Genomic DNA, 21,387 nt, shown 5'->3' on the forward strand with positions numbered 1-21,387 from the left:
CTTTGTGACCGGAGAAGATAGCAAGGACCACGGTGATTGCATGGCGCTAGTCAAGGCGGGCTTCATGCGGGTGCGGAAAGATCATCCGCTAAGCGGCGGCGATCACGTCTTTTGGGTTACCGACGCCGGCAAGGCTGCTGTAGTCGAGCAAAGCCCACCGCCGCCAAAGCTTTCACGTGCCAAGCAAACCTATCAGGACTGGCTCGACTACGACAGCAGCATGTCCTTCATCGAGTACGCGAAGTGGAAATCGCGCCAGCGCACGGAAGGCCGGGTCTCCAGATGAGCATGTCGGAAAGCACCTACCGAGCCGAACGTGCTCGGCAAACCGAGATCCTGTCCCAAGCCGTAGCGAAGGTGATGCAGGAAGAAGCCAACCACTTTGATCCGCCAATGCTCAACGCGGCAATCGGCGCACTCGTTGCCAACCTCGCGGAAACACTTGCCGCGATCGGAGATCAACGCTCTCGCAAGCAGATGCGACAGCTCGTCGAAAAGGAGCTTTCGCGTCAGGTTGCGCAGCTGGTAGCGGCGGGCCGCCCAAATTCGAAAACCATAGTCGTTGATGGAGGGCTTCACTGATGGCAGATCGCCATATGCTGATCCAAGCACTCTCAAGGCTGGCAGGCAACCGCCACTCTGACGGCACCTCTTCAATCGTCAGCCAGGAGGATCGCACGACAATCATCAACGGTTGCCACGATCTGATGATAGCGGCTCGTCAGCCTCCCGTTCAGCTTGTGCGGGGGTACCCTGCTGACCTGACGGACGATCTACGCGAGATCCTTTCCATGATGATGTGGACCACCGGGCCAATCGCACACGCTCTTCGTGAAGGCGGACAGGACATCAAGCGCAAGGCCGAGGATGAGCAGGCAGAAGTCATGCACTGGCTGATCGGTCTTGCTCTAGAACACGGTAGCGAATGGCGGGCCAAGGCGTCTGACCGCATCCGCGAGATACGAGCCGCCCTCAGTGCTTCGGAGGTGGAGGGATGAAGATCGCTTCGCAACACGCCTGGAAAGATAAGGATTACAAGCCACGCCATGACTGGCCGGGGGATACTTTTGTGCAATGGGGCGGCAGCGGCGTCGTTCTCGGAAAGAACCCCTACACCACGGCATTCTTTGAGGCTTTCCCCGACAAGAACGTATCGAGCGCCGGCGGCTTTATCCGTGGGGAAGGCCCGACGATCGAGGAGGCAGAAGCCGCCGCTTTCGCCAAATTCACGAAGCAGGGCGAATGCAATCATCTGTGGGGACGCGAGAAATATCGCAATAGCGGGCAGCTATGCCGGCATTGCCGCGCGTTCCGTTGCGATCAGCTCAAAGAGGTCGTCATCCTCGGCAGACACCGCAAGCCGGTGGAGTGGTGGGAGGCGCATACGTTGGAGATCGATAGCGGAAGCAAGTATGTCCGCATCCTTCGCCTCAGAGCCAAGCTGTTCGGCATAACTGAGCGACCGCCCAAAGCGACCGCAACAGACGCGTTCATCGCATCTATCCTACCTGAAAGCGACGAGCCTCACCCCCCGGCGCCCGTAGAGATCGGAGGTGCGGAATGAGCTTCGTAGGCCTTGGCAGCAAGCGTGTCACCGCTAGGAAGGCACACGTATGCGTGTGGTGCGGACACCGTATCTTGATAGGCGCTCGCTACGATCGACAGAGCGGCATCATGGATGGCGACTTCCAATCGAACGCTTGGCACGAGGCGTGCTTAAGGGGTTTCGACGCATACTATGACGAAACTCGAGAAACAGAGTTCGAGCCCGAAGAGCACGAAATGCCGTTCTTCGCGCTCTATCAGCTTGAGACGCAGACCCCACCGCCCGTTTCGAGGGAGCTTGGGGAATGACGGCGAAGGAAATCATCGAGGCTCTCTGGAGAACGATACGATGAGCGCCGCTTCAGCATCGAAGCCTGTTACGATCGACCGAATTGAGCGAAGCCTAGACAGGCTTGCGCAGATCATGGTCGCATCTGGCGCTGAGGGTCGCGCCTACCTGCCGATCTATGAGCGGCTTGAAAGCGAACTTGAAGCGATGCACGATACCGATGACAAGATGTCGAGGATCTACGCGCGCGTCAGACGATCGAAGGATCGTACGGCAGCTCGATCTTCTTAAGTTCCGCCTGCCGTAGAACCAACGAACCGCCCTCTCCGTATTCCGGGCGGTCGATCGAGTGCCCCATCAGGATGCGGCGCAGCTCGGAATCCACCCTCGCCTCCTTCATCATGTCCTCGAAGCTATGCCGGAACGAATAGACGGTATGCTTCGGTGTTGGGAACAACTCGTTCTCCCGGAAGAACTTATTGAGCGCTGCCGATAGGTTGCTTTCCTTGTCCTTGTAGCGGGGGAAGCCGTTGGGGTGCTTCTTCATGACATCGAGCGCGATACCGACGAGCGGCACGACGCGGATCGAAGACTCGGTCTTGATCTCGCGCGGATCTTCCGGATCGTCACGCGGCTCTATTTTCAGATGCGGGACGGGATGGTTGAGCACGATCATCTCGGGCGGCAGATTGCATATCTCGCTCGGCCGAGCACCGAGCTGAGCCACCACCAGGACCACGCCGCGAGCCTCGTCATTGAGATTGGCGAGCTTCTTCGACTGGAAAATTACGTCCCTTATCCAGTCGATCGGGAAGGACGGGCGCTTTCTTTTCTTCTTGCCGCGCTCCTTGTAGCTCATTTTCTCGAACGGGTTCCGACGGTCGATCTCACCGAGATGAGTGAAATATGACCGGTAGAGAACGCGGAGATTGCCGATCAAGCGATTGCCGTGAGACGGCGTGTGGGTTGCCGGCCCCTCCTTCGGAGCAATCCGCTTCATCCAGTGATCGTAGAACTTCCGGGCATCGTCGCGCGAGATCTTGTCCATCTCAATGTCGCCGACGATCTCGACGAAGTAGTCGACCGCGAGCTGCTTGCCGTTCGTCCAGCGGACGCGCTGCCCCTTGCTTTTCCCCGCCAGCTCGTGCGGCACGATTTCGTCCTTATAGGTCTCGAACGCCTGGCTGATGGAGACAGAGGGCTGCGCAACGCCACCGAGCGCCGCCTTGATGGCAGTCGCCGGCGACTGCGGGCTCATGACCGCTTCAATACGCTGAAGGATCGAGCCGATATCTTCCTTCGCGACCTCGCCAGCCGGTCGATAGAAGAAGCCCATGGCCTGCGCCCGCTTGACGGCGGACATGTACGCCGACTTGGCTCCATTCGCCTCGACCCCGAGCGTCAATGACGCCCAGTACTCGTCGTCCGCTCCCTCATAAATGTCGCGCGCTGCCCGCGCTTGAGCGAGGTCGCTGGTCTGCAGCGAGATCCGGACATGCTGCCCGCGTCCGTCGAGATCGACGAGCGGCGTCGGTATTCTTCGCTTGTAATAGAAGACGCCTCCGCGCTCCGTGAGATAGCGGTTCGGGTCCTTCTGCTTTCCGCTTTGACGGCGATGTGCCATGCGCCTTAACTGCCATGTGGCTCACTTTGGGGCCCACTTTGTGGCACAGAAACTTGAATTCTGGCAAGATACAAAATTAAACTGTTAAATTTTGATAATCTTTTCAATCGACTAGCGCGAAATAGAGGCCACTAAAGTGGAGCGGGTGAAGGGAATCGAACCCTCGTATTCAGCTTGGGAAGCTGCTGCTCTACCATTGAGCTACACCCGCGTTAGAGCGAGACTTTCTACAGATGGCGGTGTCTGTCAAGCCGCCAAAATCGAGCCGGCAAGAAGTTGCGGTAGTGGATTGCGGCCTCGGCCCACCGCTGCGACTTTAACGCAACTCCCGGTCACTACCTCCTTTTAATAAGGAAATGTCATTTTACCAAGACTAACCCCAATGTTATAAGCGCCGGCAGGAACAAAACAAAATAACTTTGGAAACGCCCTTCAGTTCATCGAGATCGTGACAACGTCAGGATTGAAGAAAATGAAGGACGCAACTGCTAGCCTTGATCATCGTGATCACAGGATACTTTTGATATCTCGCATACTGGGCTACTCATTTGCCTTTATGCTTGTCTTCATCATCGCGATGGCGATGATCCCCAATCAGTTTTTTATCGTCTCTACGCGCGCCGTCGTCAACGCTCCCGTACAAATGATTGCTTCGCCAATCTATGGCAGGGTCGACAAGATTGCGCTGCAGGTCGGGCAGGTCGTCAATCTCGGCGACGTGATGGCAACGGTTTCCAATCCCAATCAGGACCAAACGTCACTGACGGGACTGCGGCTCGAGAAACTCGACCTGGCGGAGAAGCTCAACAATACGACGAGCGTGGTTGCCGAACGCAACGAGCAGTTGGAGAAGGTCAAAGCCCAGATTGCCAGCGTCAAGGACGGTGTGCTCAGCGAGCTATCCGCGGTGATCGACAATGCGAAATCCAACGTCCAGACATACGAGGCGCGCCTCAGCGAACAGGATGCGTTGCTGCAGAGGCAACTGGTGCTCCTGAAAAGGGGCCTCGTCTCCGACGCGAGTATCGAGCCGCAGCGCCAGAAGCGCAATGCTGCGCAATATGAACTCGACGCCGCGAGGGGCGAACTGCGCCGCAACGAGATCGTCCAATCACTTGTCAGCCGCGATATCTACACCGGGGGCACAGTTGCCGCCAACCTTTTGACGCTTGAGATGCAGCGGTCGAAGCTCTCCGGCGATATCGCCGAAGACACCATCGAAATCAATCAGATGGCAGAGCGTAAGCAACAGGTCGAAAACCTCATTGGACGTGAAGAGGGACGCCTCGGCAAGACCGGTGCCGCAGAGGTGGTGGCGGAGCGACACGGCCAGATTGTCAGCGTGGATGCGTCCTTCGGTGATTTCGTCATGCAGGGACAACCGGTCGCCAAATCGCTGGATTGCAATGATGCTTTTGCTGCCGCCGTCTATCGAAGCCGCGACGTGACCTCGCTTGAGATCGGGATGCCGGCGATAGTCAATTTCCGCAGTCTGGGGGTCAAGCGAAACGCCCACATCTACAAGATCGTTCGGTACTTCAACTCAGGCCCCGAGAACCGGTACTTTGCAAAATTCCCGGAAGCCGAGGGCCACGAAGTCTACGTACTGGTCAAGATGGATGAGCCGGCCGCGGACGAGGCGACGACGGCACAGCGGAGCAATGACAAATTCTTCGGATGCCACGTCGGCGAAGATGTCATCGTTTCACTCGGGGAAACGATGATCTCGCGGGTCGCCCGGTATTCAAGCTTGGCGATCAATACGATCTTTTCCTCCGGCAATATCCTCTCCGCCTCGGCACTGCTCGACAAGACCGTCCGTCCACGCGCCGCAAGCGCTCAGACCGCAGCCCCATAAACACCACGCCGATCTCAACCGTTGTATTGCGAGGCAGGAATGAAGCGTGCGAATTGGTCGATACAAACCTTGCCGGTGCTTGCGTTCATTCTAGCGGGCATTGTGCTTTTCGCCTCTTTGGCGAAGGCGGATGACGAACAGCGCAGGCAATTGGCTTGCTCGCTTTGTGACGGCTTGGCCGCGCAGATGAGCGGCGAGCCGGAACAGCCTTTCATCTTTCGCAGCTTCGAGCCCGCGAATGGTGGCTCCGCGCTACACCCGGCTCTAGAGAATACGGGATTCACCTACGACAATGCGGTCGCTCTGATGGCCCTCTACGGCTGTCAGCGGAAGAAGGAAGCGCGCCGGGTTGCCGATGCGCTCGTGCTCGCGCTGGAAACCGATCGTCACTACCACGACGGACGTCTTCGCAACGCATATCGTTCGGGGCCGGTCACCCCAGGCAAGGAAGGGATGCTGCTGCCAGGTTACTGGAATACCACCAGCAACTCCTGGATCGAGGACGGTTACCAGGTGGGCTCGGCAACGGGCAGCACCGCGTGGGGCGCGCTGGCGCTGCTGATGGCCTTTGAGGAAACAGAGCAGCCGGCCTATCTAGACGCTGCCCGCAAAATCATGGATTGGATCCACCGAAGCACGGCAGACCCCCGGAACGCAGGATACTTCGGTGGCTACTTCGGCCACGAGCCAACGCCTGAGCGGATGACGTGGAAATCGACCGAGCATAATCTCGACGTCTACGCGGCGGACCGCTGGCTTGCACAACTGGACGAAGGCGGGGATTGGCCGCACCAGGGCGACCGCGCTCTGCAGTTCCTCAAAGCCATGTGGAACGAGGGTGAAGGGCGGTTCTTTATCGGCAGCGTGCCTGACAGCAACGCTCCGAACATCGAGATGTCCGGCCTCGACGCGGAGCTTTGGCCGCTGATTGCGGTTCCCGATTTCAAGGGCAAGGCCAGCCGCGTGATCGAGTGGACAGAAATCCATCACGGCGTCGACGGAGGCTTCGACTTCAACAGCGACCGCGACGGGATCTGGCTCGAAGGAACGGCACAGGCAGCCCTCGTGCTTCGCCTTACCGGCCAACCGGCGAAGGCGGAGCCATTGTTCAAGACGATCGAAGCTCAACGGTCCCCCGGCAACCTGATCTACGCGACGGTCAACGAGCAGCTGTCCACGGGTCTCCAGGTCGGGCCGAACTCTGCGCCCGGCGACTTCAAGTATTACCGTTTGCCGCATGTCGGCGCCACAGGCTGGGCCGTGCTTGCAGCGCTCGATCTCAACCCCTTCGTTGGCAGCGCGGGCCAGGCGTCCGATGGCAAGGAGTCCCCATGTCCCCAGAAGTAGTCACGCTGTCCGATTCGATGCTGTTTTCGGCGCTGGCCATTGCGCTGATACTGGGATGCAGTTGGCTTCTCGATAGCCGCCGCAGCGCCGACCGGATTATCTTCGGTTCGATCCTCGTCGTGATGCTGTCGAACTACCTGTATTTTCGCCTCACCAAGACCTTGCCGGACTTCGAATGGAGCGCCTACGCGATCTGGCCCAGGATCTATTTGTCCTTCGAACTAGTCGTCATCTTCTACACGGTCTTGTCGATCGTTTTCTTTTTTCGACGAACCGATCATCACGGCGCGGCCGACGCCAGCGAGGCACTGCTGGCAAGACTTGCTCGACAGCCTGCCGTGGACGTTTTCATCTGCACCTACAACGAAGAACTATCGATCCTGGAACGAACGATCCTTGCCGCTAAGGCGATCGACTACAGCAACTTCACGGTATGGGTGCTAGACGACGGACGGCGAGACTGGCTGCGGGATTATTGCGCCGAGGTCGGCGTCCGGTATCTCGGGCGCGAGGACAATGCCGGCGCCAAGGGCGGCAATATCAACAATGCGATACGGCAGACGGCGAAGGAAACCAACGCGCCCTTCATTCTGATCCTCGATGCGGATTTCGCACCACAGCGTGCAATTCTGAACCGTACGGTAGGCCAGTTCATCAACACGGACGTCGGCCTCATCCAGACCCCGCAGTTTTATTACAACGCCGATCCTGTCCAGCACAATCTTCTGGCCTCGAAAGCCTGGGTAGATGACCAGCGTATTTTCTTCGATGTCATGCAGCCGTCGAAGGATGGCTGGGGGGCCGCTTTCTGTGTCGGAACGTCGTGCGTGGTCCGCCGGGACGCCTTGGCGATGATCGGCGGCATGCCGCAGGAAACGGTGACCGAGGATATTCACCTGACCTATCGGCTGCTGCAGAAGGGGCTGAAGACACGCTGGCTGAACGAGCGCCTGAGCGTTGGCCTGTCGGCCGAAAGCCTCTCCGGCTACATTACACAGCGCTGCCGCTGGTGCCTTGGCACTATCCAGGTAGCGCTCCTTCGTGATGGTCCCTTCCTTGGCAAGGGCTTCAGCTTCGTGCAGCGGATGCACTACTTTCACGGCCTGCTTTTCTGGTTCTGCCGCCCGTTCATCCTGCTGCTGATGGCGGCACCGCTGCTCTACTATTTCCTTGGCCTACCGGCCATTCGCATGGAGCCCGAGGCTTTCTTCCTCTACGCACTGCCGATGGTCGCCGGCATGTGGGCGTTCCACGCATGGGTCTCGGGCGGACGCAGCCTGCCTCTCTTTACCGAAGTGTCGCAAATGGTTTCGGCCGTGCCGATCACCATCGCCCTCTTTCATGCGCTCCTGCATCCGTTCGGCCGCCCGTTCAAGGTGACGGCCAAGGGCGAGGACCGCGGGCGGGTCGAAGTCATTTATCCGATTGCCGGGACATTTCTCTGCGTCATTGTGCTGACATTTGTCGGGATGCTGAACGGACCGCTGCTCGGAACCTACAATGATCTCGACGGCTTCAGCGTTGCATGGGGCATAGTCGTGATGGTTTATGCCTTCGTGTCACTGCTCGTCTGCATCGAGCTTCCAAGAGAGGCGCTTGATGACATCGAGTTTCCCCTCGAGCGCAAAGGGCATGTCGCCAGCCGCGGCAAATCAGCCCCCTGCACCTTCGACACAATATCGATTCACAGGGCAAGGATGACCATGCAGGACGAGGTCGCCTTCGCCGACATGCGGTTGGGAGACCTTCTGATCTTTACGCCTTTCGCCGACTTCGATGTCGCCGGCCAAGTGACCGCTATGGACAGGGGGAGATCAGGTGTATCGGTGTCGATCGTCGGCATCAGGGACCGGCGGGATGCCTGGGAAATCAAGAAAACGCCGGAAGAGGTTCGCCAGAAGATGGTGCAGCGGATCTTCAGCGAGATGCCGGAAGTGATGCCGCGGCGCGCTTACCCGCTTGCGGCAGGAAGAGGCCTCTGGAAACGTATGTTCGCGCGCCCTTCGGTCCTTGTCAGCAAGCTGGAACACCGCACCGTCACCGCGCGGACACCGCAGCGCTCACGAAGGCTTTACCGCCCACCCTTTATCAGCCGTCGAACGCCGCTTCTCCAGATCGGCAGCAGGAACGTTGCCCCGCCTCTCGCCGAATAATGGCGCACGCCGGCAGAGTTCTCAGATGCGGAAGTGCTTGGAGAGCTTCAGGCCCTGCGCCTGATAGTTCGAGCCGAGGCCAGAACCATAGAGGCTTTCCGGATGCTCCTGCATGTGCTCGTAGACAAGACGGCCGACGATCTGGCCGTCTTCGAGGATAAACGGGACCTCGTGGCTGCGAACCTCAAGCACGGCGCGGCTGCCACGGCCGCCGGCAGGGGCGTGCCCAAAGCCCGGATCGAAGAAGCCCGCATAGTGCACGCGGAATTCGCCGACCAGGGGATCGAAGGGGGTCATCTCGGCCGCGTAGTGCGGTGGCACATGGATGGCTTCGCGCGAGACGAGAATATAAAACTCGTCCGGATCCAGGATCAGTTCATTGCGACCACGGCTATAGAGAGGTTCCCAGAAGTCATAGATGTCGTGCTGCGCCTTCTTGTCGACATCGACGACGGCCGTGTGATGTTTTCCGCGGTAACCGATCAAGCCACCCTTGTCGCCAGCCAGATCGATCGACAGGGCAATGGCGCCGCCCGAGACGTTCGGCTGCTTGCTGGCAACCAGCGTTTCGGCATCGTGCAGCACCAGAAGCTCTGCCTCGCCAAGCACGGAATGACCGACGCGGAAACGGATCTGCGAAAGGCGCGAACCGCGGCGCACGACGATCGGGAAGGTGCGCGGGCTGATTTCGAGATAGAGCGGACCGGAATAACCCGCCGGGATCTTGTCGAACTCCTGAGCGTAGTCGGTGATGACGCGCGTGAAGATATCCAGCCGTCCCGTCGAACTCTTCGGATTGGCCGAGGCCGACATGTCGGCCGGCAGGTCGAGGCGTTCCATCAACGGAACGATGTAAACGCAGCCCGTCTCGAGAACCGCACCTTCAGAGAGGTCGACGACGTGGAGGCTGAGGCGATCGAGCTTGTCGGACACAAGATGGGATGGGCCCGGCATGAAGCTCGCGCGAACGCGAAAAGCCCTTGCGCCGAGCCTGAGATCGAGGCTTGCCGGCTGGATCTGGTCGTGGTCCAAATCGCGCTCGCTGGTGAGACTTCCCGCCTCAAAGAGCGCAGCTATCGCGCGATCCGCCAAAATTCCTGTTTCGCGAGCCATCATGCCCCATCCATATTCGGTGGAGACAAAACCAAACTCAAGGAATTGACGCAAGCATAGAACGGCAGTATTGCACTTTTATCCCGTGGTGATTTGGCCGGTCGGCTTGCAGCCACGTTAAACAAGTGGCTAAAAGGACCGGGTGCAAAACCGGTCTGCTTTCGCGGCCGGTTTTTTTGTTGTTTGAAAGTGGTGATTCATGAGCAAGACTTGGCGCCCCGCAACCCAACTCGTTCACGACGGCTCTCTGCGCTCGCAATACGGCGAGACCTCGGAAGCAATCTACCTCACGCAGGGCTTTGTCTATGACAGCGCGGAAGCGGCGGAAGCACGCTTCAAGGGCGAGACGGAGGGCTATATCTACGCCCGCTACGGCAGCCCCACCAACGACATGTTCGAGAAGCGCATGTGCGCGCTCGAAGGCGCCGAGGAAGCCCGCGCTACCGCTTCGGGCATGGCAGCCGTCACGGCAGCAATCCTCTGCCAGCTGAAGGCAGGCGACCACATCGTTGCCGCCCGCGCACTTTTCGGTTCGTGCCGGTGGGTCGTCGAGACACTCGCGCCGAAATACGGCATCGAATGCACGCTTGTTGACGGCCGCTATCTCGAGAACTGGGAAAAGGCGATCCGCCCGACCACCAAGGTGTTCTTCCTGGAAAGCCCGACCAACCCGACGCTCGAAGTGATCGATATCGCCGGCGTTGCCAAGCTTGCCAACCAGATCGGCGCCAAGGTCGTGGTCGACAACGTCTTTGCAACCCCGATCTTCCAGAAGCCGCTTGAACTCGGCGCCCATATCGTCGTCTATTCGGCCACCAAGCACATCGACGGCCAGGGCCGCAGCCTCGGCGGCGTGATCCTCTCCGACAAGGAGTGGGTCAGCGAACATCTCCAGGACTATTACCGACACACCGGGCCTGCCATGTCGCCATTCACGGCATGGACGCTGCTGAAGGGGCTCGAGACGTTGCCGCTTCGCGTCAAGCAGCAGACCAAAAACGCGGCGAAGATCGCCGACTTCCTGGCCGAGCAGCCGAAGGTCGCCAAGGTCATCTATCCAGGCCGCAAGGATCATCCGCAGGCCGACATCGTCGCCAAGCAGATGAAGGGTGGCTCGACACTGGTCGCCATCGAACTGAAGGGCGGCAAGGAAGCGGCCTTCGCCTTGCAGAACGCCTTGCAGATCGTGAAGATATCCAACAACTTGGGCGATGCCAAGAGCCTGATCACCCACCCGGCGACGACGACGCACAAGAACCTGACGGACGAAGCGCGGGCGGAACTCGGCATTTCCGGCGGCACCGTTCGTCTGTCTGCAGGCATCGAGGACACGGACGACCTGATCGAGGATTTCGCCCAGGCTCTCGCAAAAGTAAACGCCTGATCGATCGGCATCGGCCGGATTGATGCGAATCCGGCCGACGGCCATACGCCCTTTATTGCAAGCAAGACCGCCGAAAACCGGACTTAATACGCGAAACTTCTTGCCATTACAGGCATTTCTGACGTGATCGACTATCGGTTTTATTGACGGATCGGTCGCTGTATAAGATACCGGTAACGTATGTTGACTATGGTGTAGGTATGTACCGCGCCCTTACACGAGACATTGAAGTCGTCGTCGAGCCTTTTTATCTGGAGGAGCAATCCGATCCGGAGGACGACCGCTATGTCTGGGGCTACAGGATCGTCATCAGCAACAATTCCGACAAGAGCGTGCGGCTGGTGAACCGTTACTGGAACATCACCGACCAGAACGGGATCGTCGACGAGGTCACGGGTGCTGGTGTCGTTGGCGAACAGCCTACGCTTGCTCCAGGCGATACCTATGAGTATTCCTCGGGTTGCCCGCTCGATACGCCATCAGGGCTGATGTTTGGCCACTACCAGATGGAAACGGACGAAGGCGAGCTTTTCGATGTCGAAATTCCCGCCTTCTCTCTGGACTCGCCAGGACTGCTCAGAGTCCTGAACTGATCATTCAGCCGCCTGGGCTACCTCTTCGACCTCGAAGCGATAGGTCGTCGAGCAAAACTCGCAAGTGACCGAGATCGCGCCGTCTTCCTGGCTGGCATCGATTTCTTCCGCCGAGAAGCCCTTCAGCACGCCCTTGATCTTCTCACGCGAACAGCTGCACCGATCGAAGACCTCGCGCGCGTCGTAAACGCGAACGCCGCGCTCATGAAACAGCCTATAGAGCAGCCGCTCAGTGCCGACCTGCGGATCGGTCAACTCGTCGGCGTCGATCGTGTCGACGAGCGAACGGGCTTCCATCCAGGCGTCGTCTTCCTTGTGAGCAAGGCCTGCCGTGTCGCCGTCACCGCCGTGAAGATCCGGCTGACGCATGCGCTCCGGCGCTTCCGGCAGGAACTGGGCGACCAGCCCCCCTGCCCGCCAGCGATGGCGCGGCTTGCCGGCCTCGTCGCGATCGAAGAGTTCAGCGGCGGCAAGGCGCACCCGCGTCGGGATCTGCTCGGACTGGCGGAAATATGTGCCGGCAATTTCCTCAAGCGTAGCCCCGTCAAGCGCAACGATGCCCTGATAAGGTTGGCTGAACTTGCCCTGATCGATTGTGAACGCCAGCATGCCCTTGCCGAGCAGCTGTTCGGGTTCGACCTGGCCGGCAGCAACCGCCTTGTCGAGGAGGCCCTGGTTGAAGCGGGCGTAGGCGCGCACATTCTCGGGCGTCGAGAAATCGCAAACAAGCAGGTCCACAGGGCCATCACCCTTGGTCTGGACCGTAAACTTGCCTTCGAATTTCAGCGACGTGCCAAGCAGCACCGTCAGCACGACGACTTCGGCAAGAAGCCGCGCGACGGGCGCGGGATAGCGATGGCGCTCGAGGATCGCGTCCAGCATCGGCCCGAGCTGGACGGCGCGACCGCGCACATCCAGGCCCTCAACCTGAAAAGGAACGACGTGATCATCACCGGCGAAATTGAACTCGCCGAGGGTGGCTGCAGGTTCTGCCATGGTCTTCTCCTAGTCTGAGAGCGGCGGACAAGTGTATCCATCCGCTCGCGCGGCCACGGGCCATTCCGCCCTGATGTGGCATCCAGTATGGTTCAGATCGCGCCCAGGCACCAAGCAAGAATCGACTTCTGCGCATGAAGACGGTTTTCCGCTTCATCGAAGACCACGGATTGCGGGCCGTCGATCACCTCGTCCGTGACTTCCTCACCACGATGGGCGGGCAGGCAATGCATGAACAATGCATCCTTGCCGGCCTGTGCCATCAAAGCCGCGTTGACCTGATAAGGCTGGAAGACGTTGTGACCCCGGGCCCGATGTTCCTGATTCATGGAGACCCAGGTATCGGTCACCACGCAATCGGCGCCAGCAACCGCGCGGTCAGCATCGTGACCAAGCATGACTTCGGCGCCCTCATTGCGGGCCCAGTTCAAATAGTGATCCTTTGGCTCGGAACCAAGGGGTACCGCCATGTTCATGCGATAGCCGAAGCGGGCAGCGCCTTCGATCAGAGAATGCAGCACATTGTTGCCGTCGCCCGTCCAGGCAACGGTCTTGCCCTTGATGGGTCCGCGGTGCTCCTCGAACGTCATGATGTCGGCCATGATCTGGCAGGGGTGCGTATCGTCGGTCAGCGCGTTGATGACGGGAACTGTTGCGTGCTCGGCCAGCTCCAGCATGCGGGCGTGATCGGTCGTGCGGATCATGATCGCATCGACATAACGCGAAAGCACCTTTGCCGTGTCGCCGATCGTCTCGGCGCGGCCTAGCTGCATTTCGGTTCCGGACAGGAACAGCGTCTCGCCGCCGAGCTGACGCATGCCAACATCGAAAGACACGCGGGTACGGGTCGAAGGCTTCTCGAAGATCATCGCAAGCATCTTGCCAGCGAGCGGCTTGTCGCCCTGCCCGGCCTTGAAGGCCTGCTTGCGTGACATCGCGTCATTCATGATGAGCCGCAGGTCGGATGCCGCGACGGCGGAGAGGTCGAGGAAGTGTTTGGGGGAAGCCATTGTCTTTACCTATCACGCCCGTCTTGCAACAGGCACTGTCCATTAAGCCGTCTTCTTAACCTTCGAAGCGCGCAGGCTTTCGGCTGCGCGTTCGAGGCGGGCCAGGCCCTCGCGGGCTTCGTCAGGCGTAACGACCAGTGGCGGCAGAAGGCGAATGACGTTGTCGCCAGCGGGCACGCCGAGCAAATGGGCATCACGGATCGCCTGCAGCAGTTCGGAGGACGGCACGGCTGCCTTGACGCCGAGCAGCAGTCCCTCGCCCCTGATATCCTCTATGATATCAGGATAGCGATCCTTGAGCGAGGCCAGCCCCTGACGGAAGACCAGCGAGACGTCGCGCACCTGCTGCAGGAAGCCATCCGCGAGGACCACCTCGAGCACGGCACTACCGACAGCCATGGCCAGCGGATTGCCGCCATAGGTGGAGCCGTGGGTACCGGCTTTCATGCCGGAAGCGGCCTCTGCCGTCGCAAGGCAGGCGCCAAGCGGGAAACCTCCGCCAATGCCCTTGGCAACTGCCATGATGTCGGGGGCGGCACCAGACCACTCATGGGCAAAAAGCTTGCCGGTGCGGCCCACGCCCGTTTGCACTTCGTCGAAGATCAGCAGCAGACCGTGCTCGTCGCACATTGCGCGGAGCGCCTTCAGAAACTCGTTGGTCGCCGGGCGAACGCCGCCTTCTCCCTGAATAGGCTCGATCAGGATAGCGGCCGTCTCGCTTGTAATGGCAGCGCGAACGGCATCGAGATCGCCGAAAGGAACCTGGTCGAAGCCGGGTGCCTTGGGACCGAAGCCTTCAAGATATTTCTCCTGGCCGCCGGCCGCGATTGTCGCCAGCGTACGGCCATGGAAGGCGCCTTCAAAGGTGATGATATGGAACCGCTCGGGATGGCCCTTCGAAAACTGATAGCGGCGTGCGGTCTTGATCGCACATTCCAAGGCTTCCGCGCCGGAGTTCGTGAAGAACACCTTGTCGGCGAATGTCGCCTCGGTCAGCCGCTTCGCGAGCGTCTCCTGACCGGGGATCTCATAGATATTGGAAAGGTGCCAGACCTTGTCTGCCTGCTCCTTCAACGCCCCCACCACGTGCGGATGGCCGTGACCGACAGAGGTGACAGCAACGCCCGCGCCGAAATCAAGATATCGCTCGCCCGTTTCGGTGATCAGCCACACGCCCTCGCCTCGCTCGAACCGCAGCGGGGCACGAGAGTAGGTATCGTAAAGCGCGGCTTCAGCCATGGCGCGATCTCCTGTCATTGATTACCAGTGGCCGGATTCCGGCTAAGGAAAGCAGGTCCGGAAAATTAAAAATGCCGCCTTTCGGCGGCGAGCAGCACTATTTACTTTTCGCACTGCGATGTCAACAAAACTGAGGCTTTGCAACATGCGTCAAGCAGCCATCTGAGGCCGCAGGACCTATCAACAACTAATGTTGCAGAAATGACTCTCCCGTCCAGCAAGTTGGGGAAAACTTGAAATTCGATTCGCCGGGATTCAACCGACTCTTGTCACAGAGTCAGCCTCACACTAGGTTAAAACTCAATTACTAGACTGCATGCGGCGGAACTAGTCACCAAAATCGAGCAAGCGTTTCTTGCCTCGGATACGTCCGGGGCAACGGTGAAGGATTCTGCCTACACCAACGCTAATAAGGCGGAGACAGGGGCATGAACTGGACAGACGAGCGCGTTGAAAAACTGAAGAAGCTTTGGTCCGAGGGCCTTAGCGCCAGCCAGATCGCAGCACAACTTGGCGGTGTAAGTCGCAATGCCGTCATCGGCAAAGTCCACCGTTTGAGTTTGCCCGGCCGAGCCAAGGCCGGAGGCTCGACGACAACTGTCAGAACGCCCAAGCGCACCACATCCGCGCCGCGCGCTCCGAACTATGCATCTCGCGTCACCACGCGCACCGTCACCCGCCAGCAGGGTGCGACGATGCTCAAGGAAGAGATCGAAATCGATGCTATCGAGCAAGTCAGCTTCCGCCCGGCCGCAAACGTGGTCGTTCCGATTTCCCGCCGCCTCGGCCTGACGGAACTGACCGAACGCACCTGCAAGTGGCCGGTCGGTGATCCGCTGAAGGACGACTTCCACTTCTGCGGCTGCGAATCTCCGGATAATTCCCCGTATTGCACGTACCACCAGCGTATGGCGTACCAGCCGGTCAACGAGCGCCGCAAGGCAGCCAACCGGGTCGCCTGACCCGGAAGCCGGATAAGGACACAAGAAAACGGGCCCTCGCGGGCCCGTTTTTCGTTGAAGCAGTATGGAGGTCGAGGGAAGCCTCAGGCTTCCATGGAGTATCCGGCACCACGCACGGTGCGGATGACGTCCTGCATGTTGGAGAAGTTCAGCGCCTTGCGCAGGCGGCCAACGTGCACGTCGACAGTACGCTCATCGACATAGATGTCGTGACCCCAAACGCCGTCGAGCAACTGCGAACGCGAGAAAACGCGCCCCGGTGACGCCATCAGGAACTCGAGGAGACGGAACTCGGTCGGGCCGAGGCGAACTTCGCGGCTCTTGCGATGAACGCGGTGCGTCTCGCGGTCGAGCTCGATGTCGCCGCACTTCAAGAGCGTCGAGAGTACCTCGGGCTTGGCACGACGCAGCATGGCCTTGACGCGGGCGACAAGCTCCGGCGTCGAGAACGGTTTGACGACGTAGTCATCGGCGCCGGTGGAGAGGCCGCGAACGCGTTCGCTTTCCTCGCCGCGCGCTGTCAGCATGATGATCGGCAGGCGCTCGGTTTCCGGCCGCATGCGCAGGCGGCGGCAGAGTTCGATGCCCGACACGCCCGGGAGCATCCAATCGAGGATCAGCAGGTCCGGCGTGCGTTCCTGCAGCCGGATCTCGGCCTCGTCGCCGCGCAGGATGGTATCGACCTCGAAGCCTTCAGCTTCAAGGTTATAGCGAAGAAGCACGCTCAGCGCTTCTTCATCTTCAACGACAGCTACTTTGGGTATCATTCGTTTCGGTCTCCTGGGGGCACGGTCGCGGAACGATTATTCCGTGACGGCGCCGACGGTGTTGGCGGTATCGTCCTTCGGACGTTCGCCTTCCGGCTGGGCACCGGTGGCCATGTAATAGATGGTTTCGGCAATGTTGGTCGCGTGGTCGCCGATACGCTCGATGTTCTTGGCGCAGAACAGAAGATGCGTGCAGCTGGTGATGTTGCGCGGATCTTCCATCATGTAGGTGAGCATCTCGCGAAACAGCGAGGTATACATCGCGTCGATTTCCTCGTCGCGTTCGCGGATCGACTTTGCCTTGTCGGCGGCCCGGCTCGTGTAGACGTCGAGCACTTCCTTGAGCTGGACGAGTGCCAGTTCGGAGAGATGCTCGAGGCCGCGAGCGAGCCTGCGCGGCACGCCGGCGCTCTGGACGGCAATGACGCGCTTGGCGGTGTTCTTGCCAAGATCGCCGACGCGCTCGAGGTCAGCCGCAATGCGGATCGAGCCCATGATTTCGCGAAGATCGGCGGCCATCGGCTGGCGGCGGGCGATCGTAACGATCGCCTTGTCACCAACCTCGCGTTCGGCGTGATCGAGGATCACGTCGTCGGAGATGACCTTCTGGGCCAGAGCCGTGTCGCCGTTGACGAGGGCGCGAACCGCATCCGAGACCATCTGCTCGGCCAGGCCGCCCATTTCCGAGATACGGCGGGACAGGAACTTCAGATCGTCGTCGTAGGCAGAAAAGATATGTGTCGATGCCATAGGGCTCATCCTTGAATATGGTGAGGGTTACCGACGCCGGCGATCAACCGAAGCGACCCATGATGTAGTCCTGGGTGCGCGGGTCGTCCGGGTTGGTGAACATCTTGTCGGTGTCGTTCTCCTCGACGAGATTGCCGAGGTGGAACATCGCCGTGCGCTGCGAAACGCGGGCGGCCTGCTGCATCGAGTGCGTCACGATGACGATCGTGTAGTTTTCGCGAAGCTCGTGGATCAGCTCCTCGACCTTTGCCGTGGCGATCGGATCGAGAGCCGAGCACGGCTCGTCCATCAGGATCACTTCCGGGCTGACGGCAACGGCGCGGGCGATGCAGAGACGTTGCTGCTGACCACCGGAAAGGCCGGTGCCGGCTTCATGAACGCGATCCTTCACCTCGTTCCACAGACCGGCGCGCTGCAGGCTGACCTCGACGATCTGGTCCATGTCGGCCTTCGACTTGGCAAGACCATGGATGCGCGGGCCGTAGGCGACGTTCTCATAGATCGTCTTCGGGAACGGGTTCGGCTTCTGGAACACCATGCCGACGCGAGCGCGGAGTTCCACGACATCGATATCCGGATCGTAGATATCGTCACCATCGAGCGTGATCTTGCCGGTAACCCGGCAACCATCGATCGTGTCGTTCATGCGGTTCAGGCTGCGCAGGAAGGTGGACTTGCCGCAACCGGACGGGCCGATCAATGCTGTCACCGTGTTTTCGCGAATGTTTAGCTTCACATCGAAAAGCGCACGCTTTTCGCCGTAGTAAACCGAGACGTCCTGGCCGATCATCTTATAGGGAACGGTATTCATCTTCTGATCCAGCGCCTTCTCAACTGCTGCTTCCGTCAACATGTTCATAATGTCTACTCCGTTTACCAGCGGCGCTCAAAGCGACGACGCAAGAGAATGGCTCCGAAGTTCATGACGACCAGGAACAGGAGCAGGACGATGATGGCACCCGATGTGCGCTCGACGAAGGCACGCTCGGCTTCGTTGGCCCACATGTAGACCTGGACCGGCAGGGCTGTCGAAGGCTCCATCGGCGTTGCCGGTGCGTTGGCGACGAAGGCGACCATGCCGATCAAGAGCAGCGGAGCCGTCTCGCCGAGTGCATGTGCCAGGCCGATGATCGTGCCGGTCAGGATGCCGGGCATCGCGAGCGGCAGGACGTGGTGGAACACCATCTGCATCTTCGAGGCACCGAGACCAAGGGCAGCCGCGCGGATTGACGGCGGCACGGCGCGGAGCGCTGCGCGCGTCGCGATGATGATCGTCGGAAGAGTCATCAGCGACAGCACCAGACCGCCGACCAGCGACGCGGAACGCGGCAGGCCTGCGAAGTTGATGAAGACGGCAAGACCGAGCAGGCCGTAGACGATCGAGGGAACAGCCGCGAGATTGTTGATGTTGACCTCGATCAGGTCGGTCAGCTTGTTCTTCGGCGCAAACTCTTCGAGATAGATCGAAGCTGCGACACCGATCGGCAGTGAGAGGGCGAGCACGATCAACATCAGGTAGAGCGAACCGATCAGCGCAACGCCGAGTCCCGCAGCCTCCGGACGGCTGGAGTTGCCGTTGACGAAGAGACCGGTGTTGAACTTCTTGTGCAGGGTGCCATCGGCGGCAAGCTGGTTCATCCAGCCGACCTGCTTGTCGTTCACCTTGCGGTTCTTTTCGTCCACGTTGAGGTCGATCTGACCCTTGTTGGCGGAGTCGATATTGGCGTCCGCAAGCAGCGTGACACTGACCGTCTTGCCGATCAGCGAAGGATCGGCAACGACCATGTCGCGCAGCTGGATCGGCGCACCCTTCGAGATCATCGCGGCTGCGTCACGAAGGTCCGGACGGCTCGACGGATTGAGGTTGAGCGCCTTGATCATCGCGTCGCGGATGAGAGGCGCGTAGTTCGCAGCAACCAGAACCGAGGGATCGGTCGCTCGCTTGTTGTTTGGGTCGATCGTTTTCTCGCTGAACTCGATCGGCAGCGTGATCGCCGTCTGCTGAAAGGCCGTATAGCCTTTGCTGATAACGCTCGTCAGCAAGATTGCCAGGAAGATCAAGCCAAAGGAGATTGCGGCAATCCCATAGGCCCGGAACCGACGTTCGGCGGCATAGCGGCGCTTCAGGCCGATGTCGCGACGTTCAGGCGCCTTCGAGACGACAACGCCTTGAACCGGAGAAACAATATCCGTCATTCGTACTGCTCCCGGTATTTGCGCACGATGTAGAGCGCGTAGATGTTGAGGCAAAGCGTGATGAAGAACAGCGTGATGCCGAGGGCGAAGGCAACCAGCGTCTGCGGCGAGGTAAATTCAAGGTCGCCTGTCAGCTGATTGACGATCTTGACCGTCACTGTCGTCATAGGCTCGAAAGGATTGATCTGGATGCGGGCAGCAACGCCTGCCGCCAGCACGACGATCATGGTTTCACCGATCGCACGCGAGGCCGTCATCAGAAGTGCGCCGACGATGCCGGGAAGCGCTGCGGGAAGCACGACCTTCTTGATCGTTTCCGAGCGCGTCGCACCCAGACCGAGCGAACCGTCACGAAGCGCGCGCGGCACCGCTGTGATGATATCGTCCGACAGCGACGAAACGTACGGGATCAGCATGATGCCCATGACGATACCCGCAGTCAGAACGCTCTGCGCCTGAATGAAGTTCGTGTAGTTGCCGGAAAGGAGGCCGCTCACCTGCGAAGACAAATCGCGCAGGAACGGACCGACGGTGACCAGGGCGAAGAAGCCGTAGACGATCGTCGGAATACCGGCGAGAACTTCGAGCAGCGGCTTTGCGATCGAGCGAACCCTGGGAGCGGCGTACTCAGCCATGTAGATCGCCGCGAAGAGACCGACTGGTACCGCCACGAGCATTGCAACGAAGCCGATATAGAGCGTACCGAGCAACAGCGGGATCAAGCCGAATTGCCCGAAGGACGAGCTGCCGGCACCGGCGAAGCGCGGATCCCATACCGTCCCGAAGAAGAAGTCTGCAGCGGGAACGGCAGCGAAGAAGTGGGCCGCTTCCGTCAGCATCGACAGAACGATACCGATTGTCGTCAAGATGGCGATCGACGATGCCAGGAGCAGGCCCCAGAGCATGACGCGCTCGACGCGGTTTCGCGCGCGGAACCGCGGAGCGACTTCGCGAAGCGCATAGAATGCGCCAGCGACGGCAAGGACGAGAACCAGCGCCGTCATCACGAGGCGGCTGGAGCCGGATTCTGCATTCAGCTTCTGCGCCGCCTCGATCATATAGGGCTGAGGCGGACCGGCGAGCGGAACGCCCTTTGCGGCAAGCTTTGCCTGGAGGCCGGCCGGATCGTCGGCAGCACCGGCAACCTCGTCAGCAGTGAGCAGCGGCAAGCCCCGCGCGATGGCGCTGACCATGCCGTAGTTCAGGTTCTGCTGTGCGGCCGGTTGGGCCTTTACGTCATCCGGGAAGGCGCCACGGACGGAAGATTCAATGATTGAAGGGCTGATCGCCAGCCAGGCGCACAGCAAGATCAGTGCAGGCAGCACCGTCCAGATTGCGGCATAGACGCCATAGTAACCCGGTCGCGAATGCAGTGCGGAGGACTTGCCCCCGGCAAGTGCCGTAGCACGGCTGCGCGCTGCAAGATATGCAACGGCGCCAAGTACCACGAGGCACAAGAGAATGATGGATGTACCCATTCGTTTAGGTCCCCAGGCCCTTTGACTCCAAAAGCGGAAGCGGCAGGCAGACCGATCCGGCTCTCAAACTTGGAGGAGTTCAA

At 59.9% G+C, this 21,387-nt stretch carries 22 protein-coding genes, 1 tRNA gene and 1 riboswitch; of the genes, 12 read left to right on the forward strand and 11 right to left on the reverse strand.

Features of this window, described 5'->3' with window-relative positions:
* Positions 1-4: 4 nt before the first annotated feature.
* From FHT77_RS04905 to FHT77_RS04930, 6 genes are read left to right on the forward strand one after another with little or no spacing between them, the layout of a single operon-like run.
* Entirely contained in the window at positions 5-286 is a 282-nt protein-coding gene (locus tag FHT77_RS04905) for a hypothetical protein (protein WP_246719659.1), read from the forward strand.
* Positions 283-582, forward strand: coding sequence for a hypothetical protein (locus tag FHT77_RS04910; RefSeq protein WP_183753011.1), 300 nt, complete (start codon positions 283-285; stop codon positions 580-582). The genes FHT77_RS04905 and FHT77_RS04910 overlap by 4 nt, the downstream gene beginning before the upstream one ends.
* Entirely contained in the window at positions 582-998 is a 417-nt protein-coding gene (locus tag FHT77_RS04915) for a hypothetical protein (protein WP_183753013.1), read from the forward strand. Before FHT77_RS04910 ends, FHT77_RS04915 begins: the two co-directional genes overlap by 1 nt.
* Positions 995-1,564 (forward strand): hypothetical protein, encoded by a 570-nt coding sequence (locus FHT77_RS04920; RefSeq protein ID WP_183753015.1) that lies wholly within the window; start codon positions 995-997, stop codon positions 1,562-1,564. Before FHT77_RS04915 ends, FHT77_RS04920 begins: the two co-directional genes overlap by 4 nt.
* Positions 1,561-1,854, forward strand: coding sequence for a hypothetical protein (locus FHT77_RS04925; protein ID WP_183753017.1), 294 nt, complete (start codon positions 1,561-1,563; stop codon positions 1,852-1,854). Before FHT77_RS04920 ends, FHT77_RS04925 begins: the two co-directional genes overlap by 4 nt.
* A 40-nt stretch (positions 1,855-1,894) precedes the next feature.
* Positions 1,895-2,125, forward strand: a complete 231-nt coding sequence (locus FHT77_RS04930) for a hypothetical protein (RefSeq protein ID WP_183753019.1) — start codon at positions 1,895-1,897, stop codon at positions 2,123-2,125.
* On the opposite strand, the gene FHT77_RS04935 is transcribed toward FHT77_RS04930, so the two are convergent.
* A complete protein-coding gene (locus FHT77_RS04935; RefSeq protein WP_183753021.1) occupies positions 2,085-3,458 on the reverse strand; it encodes a DUF6538 domain-containing protein in 1,374 nt (457 codons plus the stop codon). The two genes, FHT77_RS04930 and FHT77_RS04935, sit on opposite strands and share 41 nt — an antisense overlap.
* Positions 3,459-3,595: 137 nt before the next feature.
* Positions 3,596-3,669: transfer RNA gene (locus FHT77_RS04940), tRNA-Gly, on the reverse strand.
* A gap of 261 nt (positions 3,670-3,930) precedes the next feature.
* On the opposite strand from FHT77_RS04940, the gene FHT77_RS04945 reads away from it, so the two are divergent.
* From FHT77_RS04945 to FHT77_RS04955, 3 genes are read left to right on the forward strand one after another with little or no spacing between them, the layout of a single operon-like run.
* On the forward strand, positions 3,931-5,316 hold the full coding sequence (locus tag FHT77_RS04945; RefSeq protein WP_183753023.1) for an HlyD family secretion protein: 1,386 nt from the start codon (positions 3,931-3,933) through the stop codon (positions 5,314-5,316).
* A gap of 39 nt (positions 5,317-5,355) precedes the next feature.
* Positions 5,356-6,663 (forward strand): hypothetical protein, encoded by a 1,308-nt coding sequence (locus FHT77_RS04950; RefSeq protein WP_183753025.1) that lies wholly within the window; start codon positions 5,356-5,358, stop codon positions 6,661-6,663.
* Positions 6,648-8,816, forward strand: a complete 2,169-nt coding sequence (locus tag FHT77_RS04955; RefSeq protein ID WP_183753027.1) for a glycosyltransferase — start codon at positions 6,648-6,650, stop codon at positions 8,814-8,816. Before FHT77_RS04950 ends, FHT77_RS04955 begins: the two co-directional genes overlap by 16 nt.
* A 21-nt stretch (positions 8,817-8,837) precedes the next feature.
* Here the strand turns inward: FHT77_RS04955 and FHT77_RS04960 are convergent, their stop codons facing one another.
* Positions 8,838-9,932, reverse strand: coding sequence for a 2'-deoxycytidine 5'-triphosphate deaminase (locus FHT77_RS04960; RefSeq protein WP_183753030.1), 1,095 nt, complete (start codon positions 9,930-9,932; stop codon positions 8,838-8,840).
* 72 nt (positions 9,933-10,004) lie between these two features.
* Positions 10,005-10,083, forward strand: a riboswitch (SAM riboswitch).
* A gap of 45 nt (positions 10,084-10,128) precedes the next feature.
* Here FHT77_RS04960 and FHT77_RS04965 point away from each other — a divergent pair.
* Both FHT77_RS04965 and apaG read left to right on the forward strand, forming a co-directional pair.
* The gene (locus tag FHT77_RS04965; protein ID WP_183753033.1) at positions 10,129-11,313 is read left to right on the forward strand and encodes an O-succinylhomoserine sulfhydrylase; all 1,185 of its coding nucleotides are present in this window, start codon (positions 10,129-10,131) and stop codon (positions 11,311-11,313) included.
* A 200-nt stretch (positions 11,314-11,513) separates the two neighbouring features.
* A complete protein-coding gene (apaG, locus tag FHT77_RS04970; protein ID WP_183753035.1) occupies positions 11,514-11,906 on the forward strand; it encodes a Co2+/Mg2+ efflux protein ApaG in 393 nt (130 codons plus the stop codon).
* Here apaG and FHT77_RS04975 read toward each other — a convergent pair whose 3' ends face one another.
* From FHT77_RS04975 to FHT77_RS04985, 3 genes are all read right to left on the reverse strand, one after another.
* Positions 11,907-12,902 (reverse strand): Hsp33 family molecular chaperone, encoded by a 996-nt coding sequence (locus tag FHT77_RS04975; RefSeq protein WP_183753037.1) that lies wholly within the window; start codon positions 12,900-12,902, stop codon positions 11,907-11,909. It lies immediately after the preceding gene.
* 92 nt (positions 12,903-12,994) lie between these two features.
* Positions 12,995-13,912, reverse strand: coding sequence for an ornithine carbamoyltransferase (gene argF, locus FHT77_RS04980; RefSeq protein WP_183753040.1), 918 nt, complete (start codon positions 13,910-13,912; stop codon positions 12,995-12,997).
* 42 nt (positions 13,913-13,954) lie between these two features.
* Complete coding sequence (locus FHT77_RS04985) at positions 13,955-15,151, reverse strand: aspartate aminotransferase family protein (RefSeq protein ID WP_183753042.1); 1,197 nt, start codon at positions 15,149-15,151, stop codon at positions 13,955-13,957.
* Between the two features lie 428 nt (positions 15,152-15,579).
* Here FHT77_RS04985 and FHT77_RS04990 point away from each other — a divergent pair, with 428 nt between their 5' ends.
* Entirely contained in the window at positions 15,580-16,113 is a 534-nt protein-coding gene (locus FHT77_RS04990) for a GcrA family cell cycle regulator (RefSeq protein ID WP_037138066.1), read from the forward strand.
* An 83-nt stretch (positions 16,114-16,196) separates the two neighbouring features.
* Here the strand turns inward: FHT77_RS04990 and phoB are convergent, their stop codons facing one another.
* From phoB to pstC, 5 genes are read right to left on the reverse strand one after another with little or no spacing between them, the layout of a single operon-like run.
* On the reverse strand, positions 16,197-16,880 hold the full coding sequence (gene phoB, locus FHT77_RS04995) for a phosphate regulon transcriptional regulator PhoB (protein ID WP_007529789.1): 684 nt from the start codon (positions 16,878-16,880) through the stop codon (positions 16,197-16,199).
* A gap of 36 nt (positions 16,881-16,916) precedes the next feature.
* Positions 16,917-17,630 carry a phosphate signaling complex protein PhoU gene (gene phoU, locus FHT77_RS05000; RefSeq protein ID WP_183753044.1) on the reverse strand — a complete coding sequence of 238 codons (714 nt, stop codon included), beginning with the start codon at positions 17,628-17,630 and terminating at the stop codon, positions 16,917-16,919.
* 43 nt (positions 17,631-17,673) lie between these two features.
* Positions 17,674-18,489: a phosphate ABC transporter ATP-binding protein PstB gene (gene pstB / locus FHT77_RS05005; RefSeq protein ID WP_016552614.1), complete on the reverse strand. Its 816-nt coding sequence runs from the start codon at positions 18,487-18,489 to the stop codon at positions 17,674-17,676.
* Between the two features lie 14 nt (positions 18,490-18,503).
* On the reverse strand, positions 18,504-19,826 hold the full coding sequence (gene pstA / locus FHT77_RS05010) for a phosphate ABC transporter permease PstA (protein ID WP_183753046.1): 1,323 nt from the start codon (positions 19,824-19,826) through the stop codon (positions 18,504-18,506).
* Positions 19,823-21,304, reverse strand: coding sequence for a phosphate ABC transporter permease subunit PstC (gene pstC, locus FHT77_RS05015; RefSeq protein ID WP_183753048.1), 1,482 nt, complete (start codon positions 21,302-21,304; stop codon positions 19,823-19,825). Before pstC ends, pstA begins: the two co-directional genes overlap by 4 nt.
* Positions 21,305-21,387: the final 83 nt, after the last annotated feature.

Source organism: Rhizobium sp. BK181 (genome assembly GCF_014193305.1).
Taxonomy (GTDB): domain Bacteria; phylum Pseudomonadota; class Alphaproteobacteria; order Rhizobiales; family Rhizobiaceae; genus Rhizobium.

What these genes read in the sequence shown, in the direction of transcription:
- FHT77_RS04965 (WP_183753033.1), top strand. Translation starts at nt 10,129, where the DNA reads ATGAGCAAGACTTGGCGCCCCGCAACCCAACTCGTTCACGACGGCTCT.
- FHT77_RS04920 (WP_183753015.1), top strand. Translation starts at nt 995, where the DNA reads ATGAAGATCGCTTCGCAACACGCCTGGAAAGATAAGGATTACAAGCCA.
- FHT77_RS04975 (WP_183753037.1), bottom strand. Translation starts at nt 12,902, where the DNA reads ATGGCAGAACCTGCAGCCACCCTCGGCGAGTTCAATTTCGCCGGTGAT.
- pstB (WP_016552614.1), bottom strand. Translation starts at nt 18,489, where the DNA reads ATGAACATGTTGACGGAAGCAGCAGTTGAGAAGGCGCTGGATCAGAAG.
- pstC (WP_183753048.1), bottom strand. Translation starts at nt 21,304, where the DNA reads ATGGGTACATCCATCATTCTCTTGTGCCTCGTGGTACTTGGCGCCGTT.
- FHT77_RS04960 (WP_183753030.1), bottom strand. Translation starts at nt 9,932, where the DNA reads ATGATGGCTCGCGAAACAGGAATTTTGGCGGATCGCGCGATAGCTGCG.
- FHT77_RS04990 (WP_037138066.1), top strand. Translation starts at nt 15,580, where the DNA reads ATGAACTGGACAGACGAGCGCGTTGAAAAACTGAAGAAGCTTTGGTCC.
- FHT77_RS04925 (WP_183753017.1), top strand. Translation starts at nt 1,561, where the DNA reads ATGAGCTTCGTAGGCCTTGGCAGCAAGCGTGTCACCGCTAGGAAGGCA.
- phoU (WP_183753044.1), bottom strand. Translation starts at nt 17,630, where the DNA reads ATGGCATCGACACATATCTTTTCTGCCTACGACGACGATCTGAAGTTC.
- FHT77_RS04955 (WP_183753027.1), top strand. Translation starts at nt 6,648, where the DNA reads ATGTCCCCAGAAGTAGTCACGCTGTCCGATTCGATGCTGTTTTCGGCG.
- phoB (WP_007529789.1), bottom strand. Translation starts at nt 16,880, where the DNA reads ATGATACCCAAAGTAGCTGTCGTTGAAGATGAAGAAGCGCTGAGCGTG.
- FHT77_RS04915 (WP_183753013.1), top strand. Translation starts at nt 582, where the DNA reads ATGGCAGATCGCCATATGCTGATCCAAGCACTCTCAAGGCTGGCAGGC.
- FHT77_RS04985 (WP_183753042.1), bottom strand. Translation starts at nt 15,151, where the DNA reads ATGGCTGAAGCCGCGCTTTACGATACCTACTCTCGTGCCCCGCTGCGG.
- apaG (WP_183753035.1), top strand. Translation starts at nt 11,514, where the DNA reads ATGTACCGCGCCCTTACACGAGACATTGAAGTCGTCGTCGAGCCTTTT.
- FHT77_RS04950 (WP_183753025.1), top strand. Translation starts at nt 5,356, where the DNA reads ATGAAGCGTGCGAATTGGTCGATACAAACCTTGCCGGTGCTTGCGTTC.
- argF (WP_183753040.1), bottom strand. Translation starts at nt 13,912, where the DNA reads ATGGCTTCCCCCAAACACTTCCTCGACCTCTCCGCCGTCGCGGCATCC.
- FHT77_RS04910 (WP_183753011.1), top strand. Translation starts at nt 283, where the DNA reads ATGAGCATGTCGGAAAGCACCTACCGAGCCGAACGTGCTCGGCAAACC.
- FHT77_RS04945 (WP_183753023.1), top strand. Translation starts at nt 3,931, where the DNA reads ATGAAGGACGCAACTGCTAGCCTTGATCATCGTGATCACAGGATACTT.
- FHT77_RS04930 (WP_183753019.1), top strand. Translation starts at nt 1,895, where the DNA reads ATGAGCGCCGCTTCAGCATCGAAGCCTGTTACGATCGACCGAATTGAG.
- pstA (WP_183753046.1), bottom strand. Translation starts at nt 19,826, where the DNA reads ATGACGGATATTGTTTCTCCGGTTCAAGGCGTTGTCGTCTCGAAGGCG.
- FHT77_RS04935 (WP_183753021.1), bottom strand. Translation starts at nt 3,458, where the DNA reads ATGGCACATCGCCGTCAAAGCGGAAAGCAGAAGGACCCGAACCGCTAT.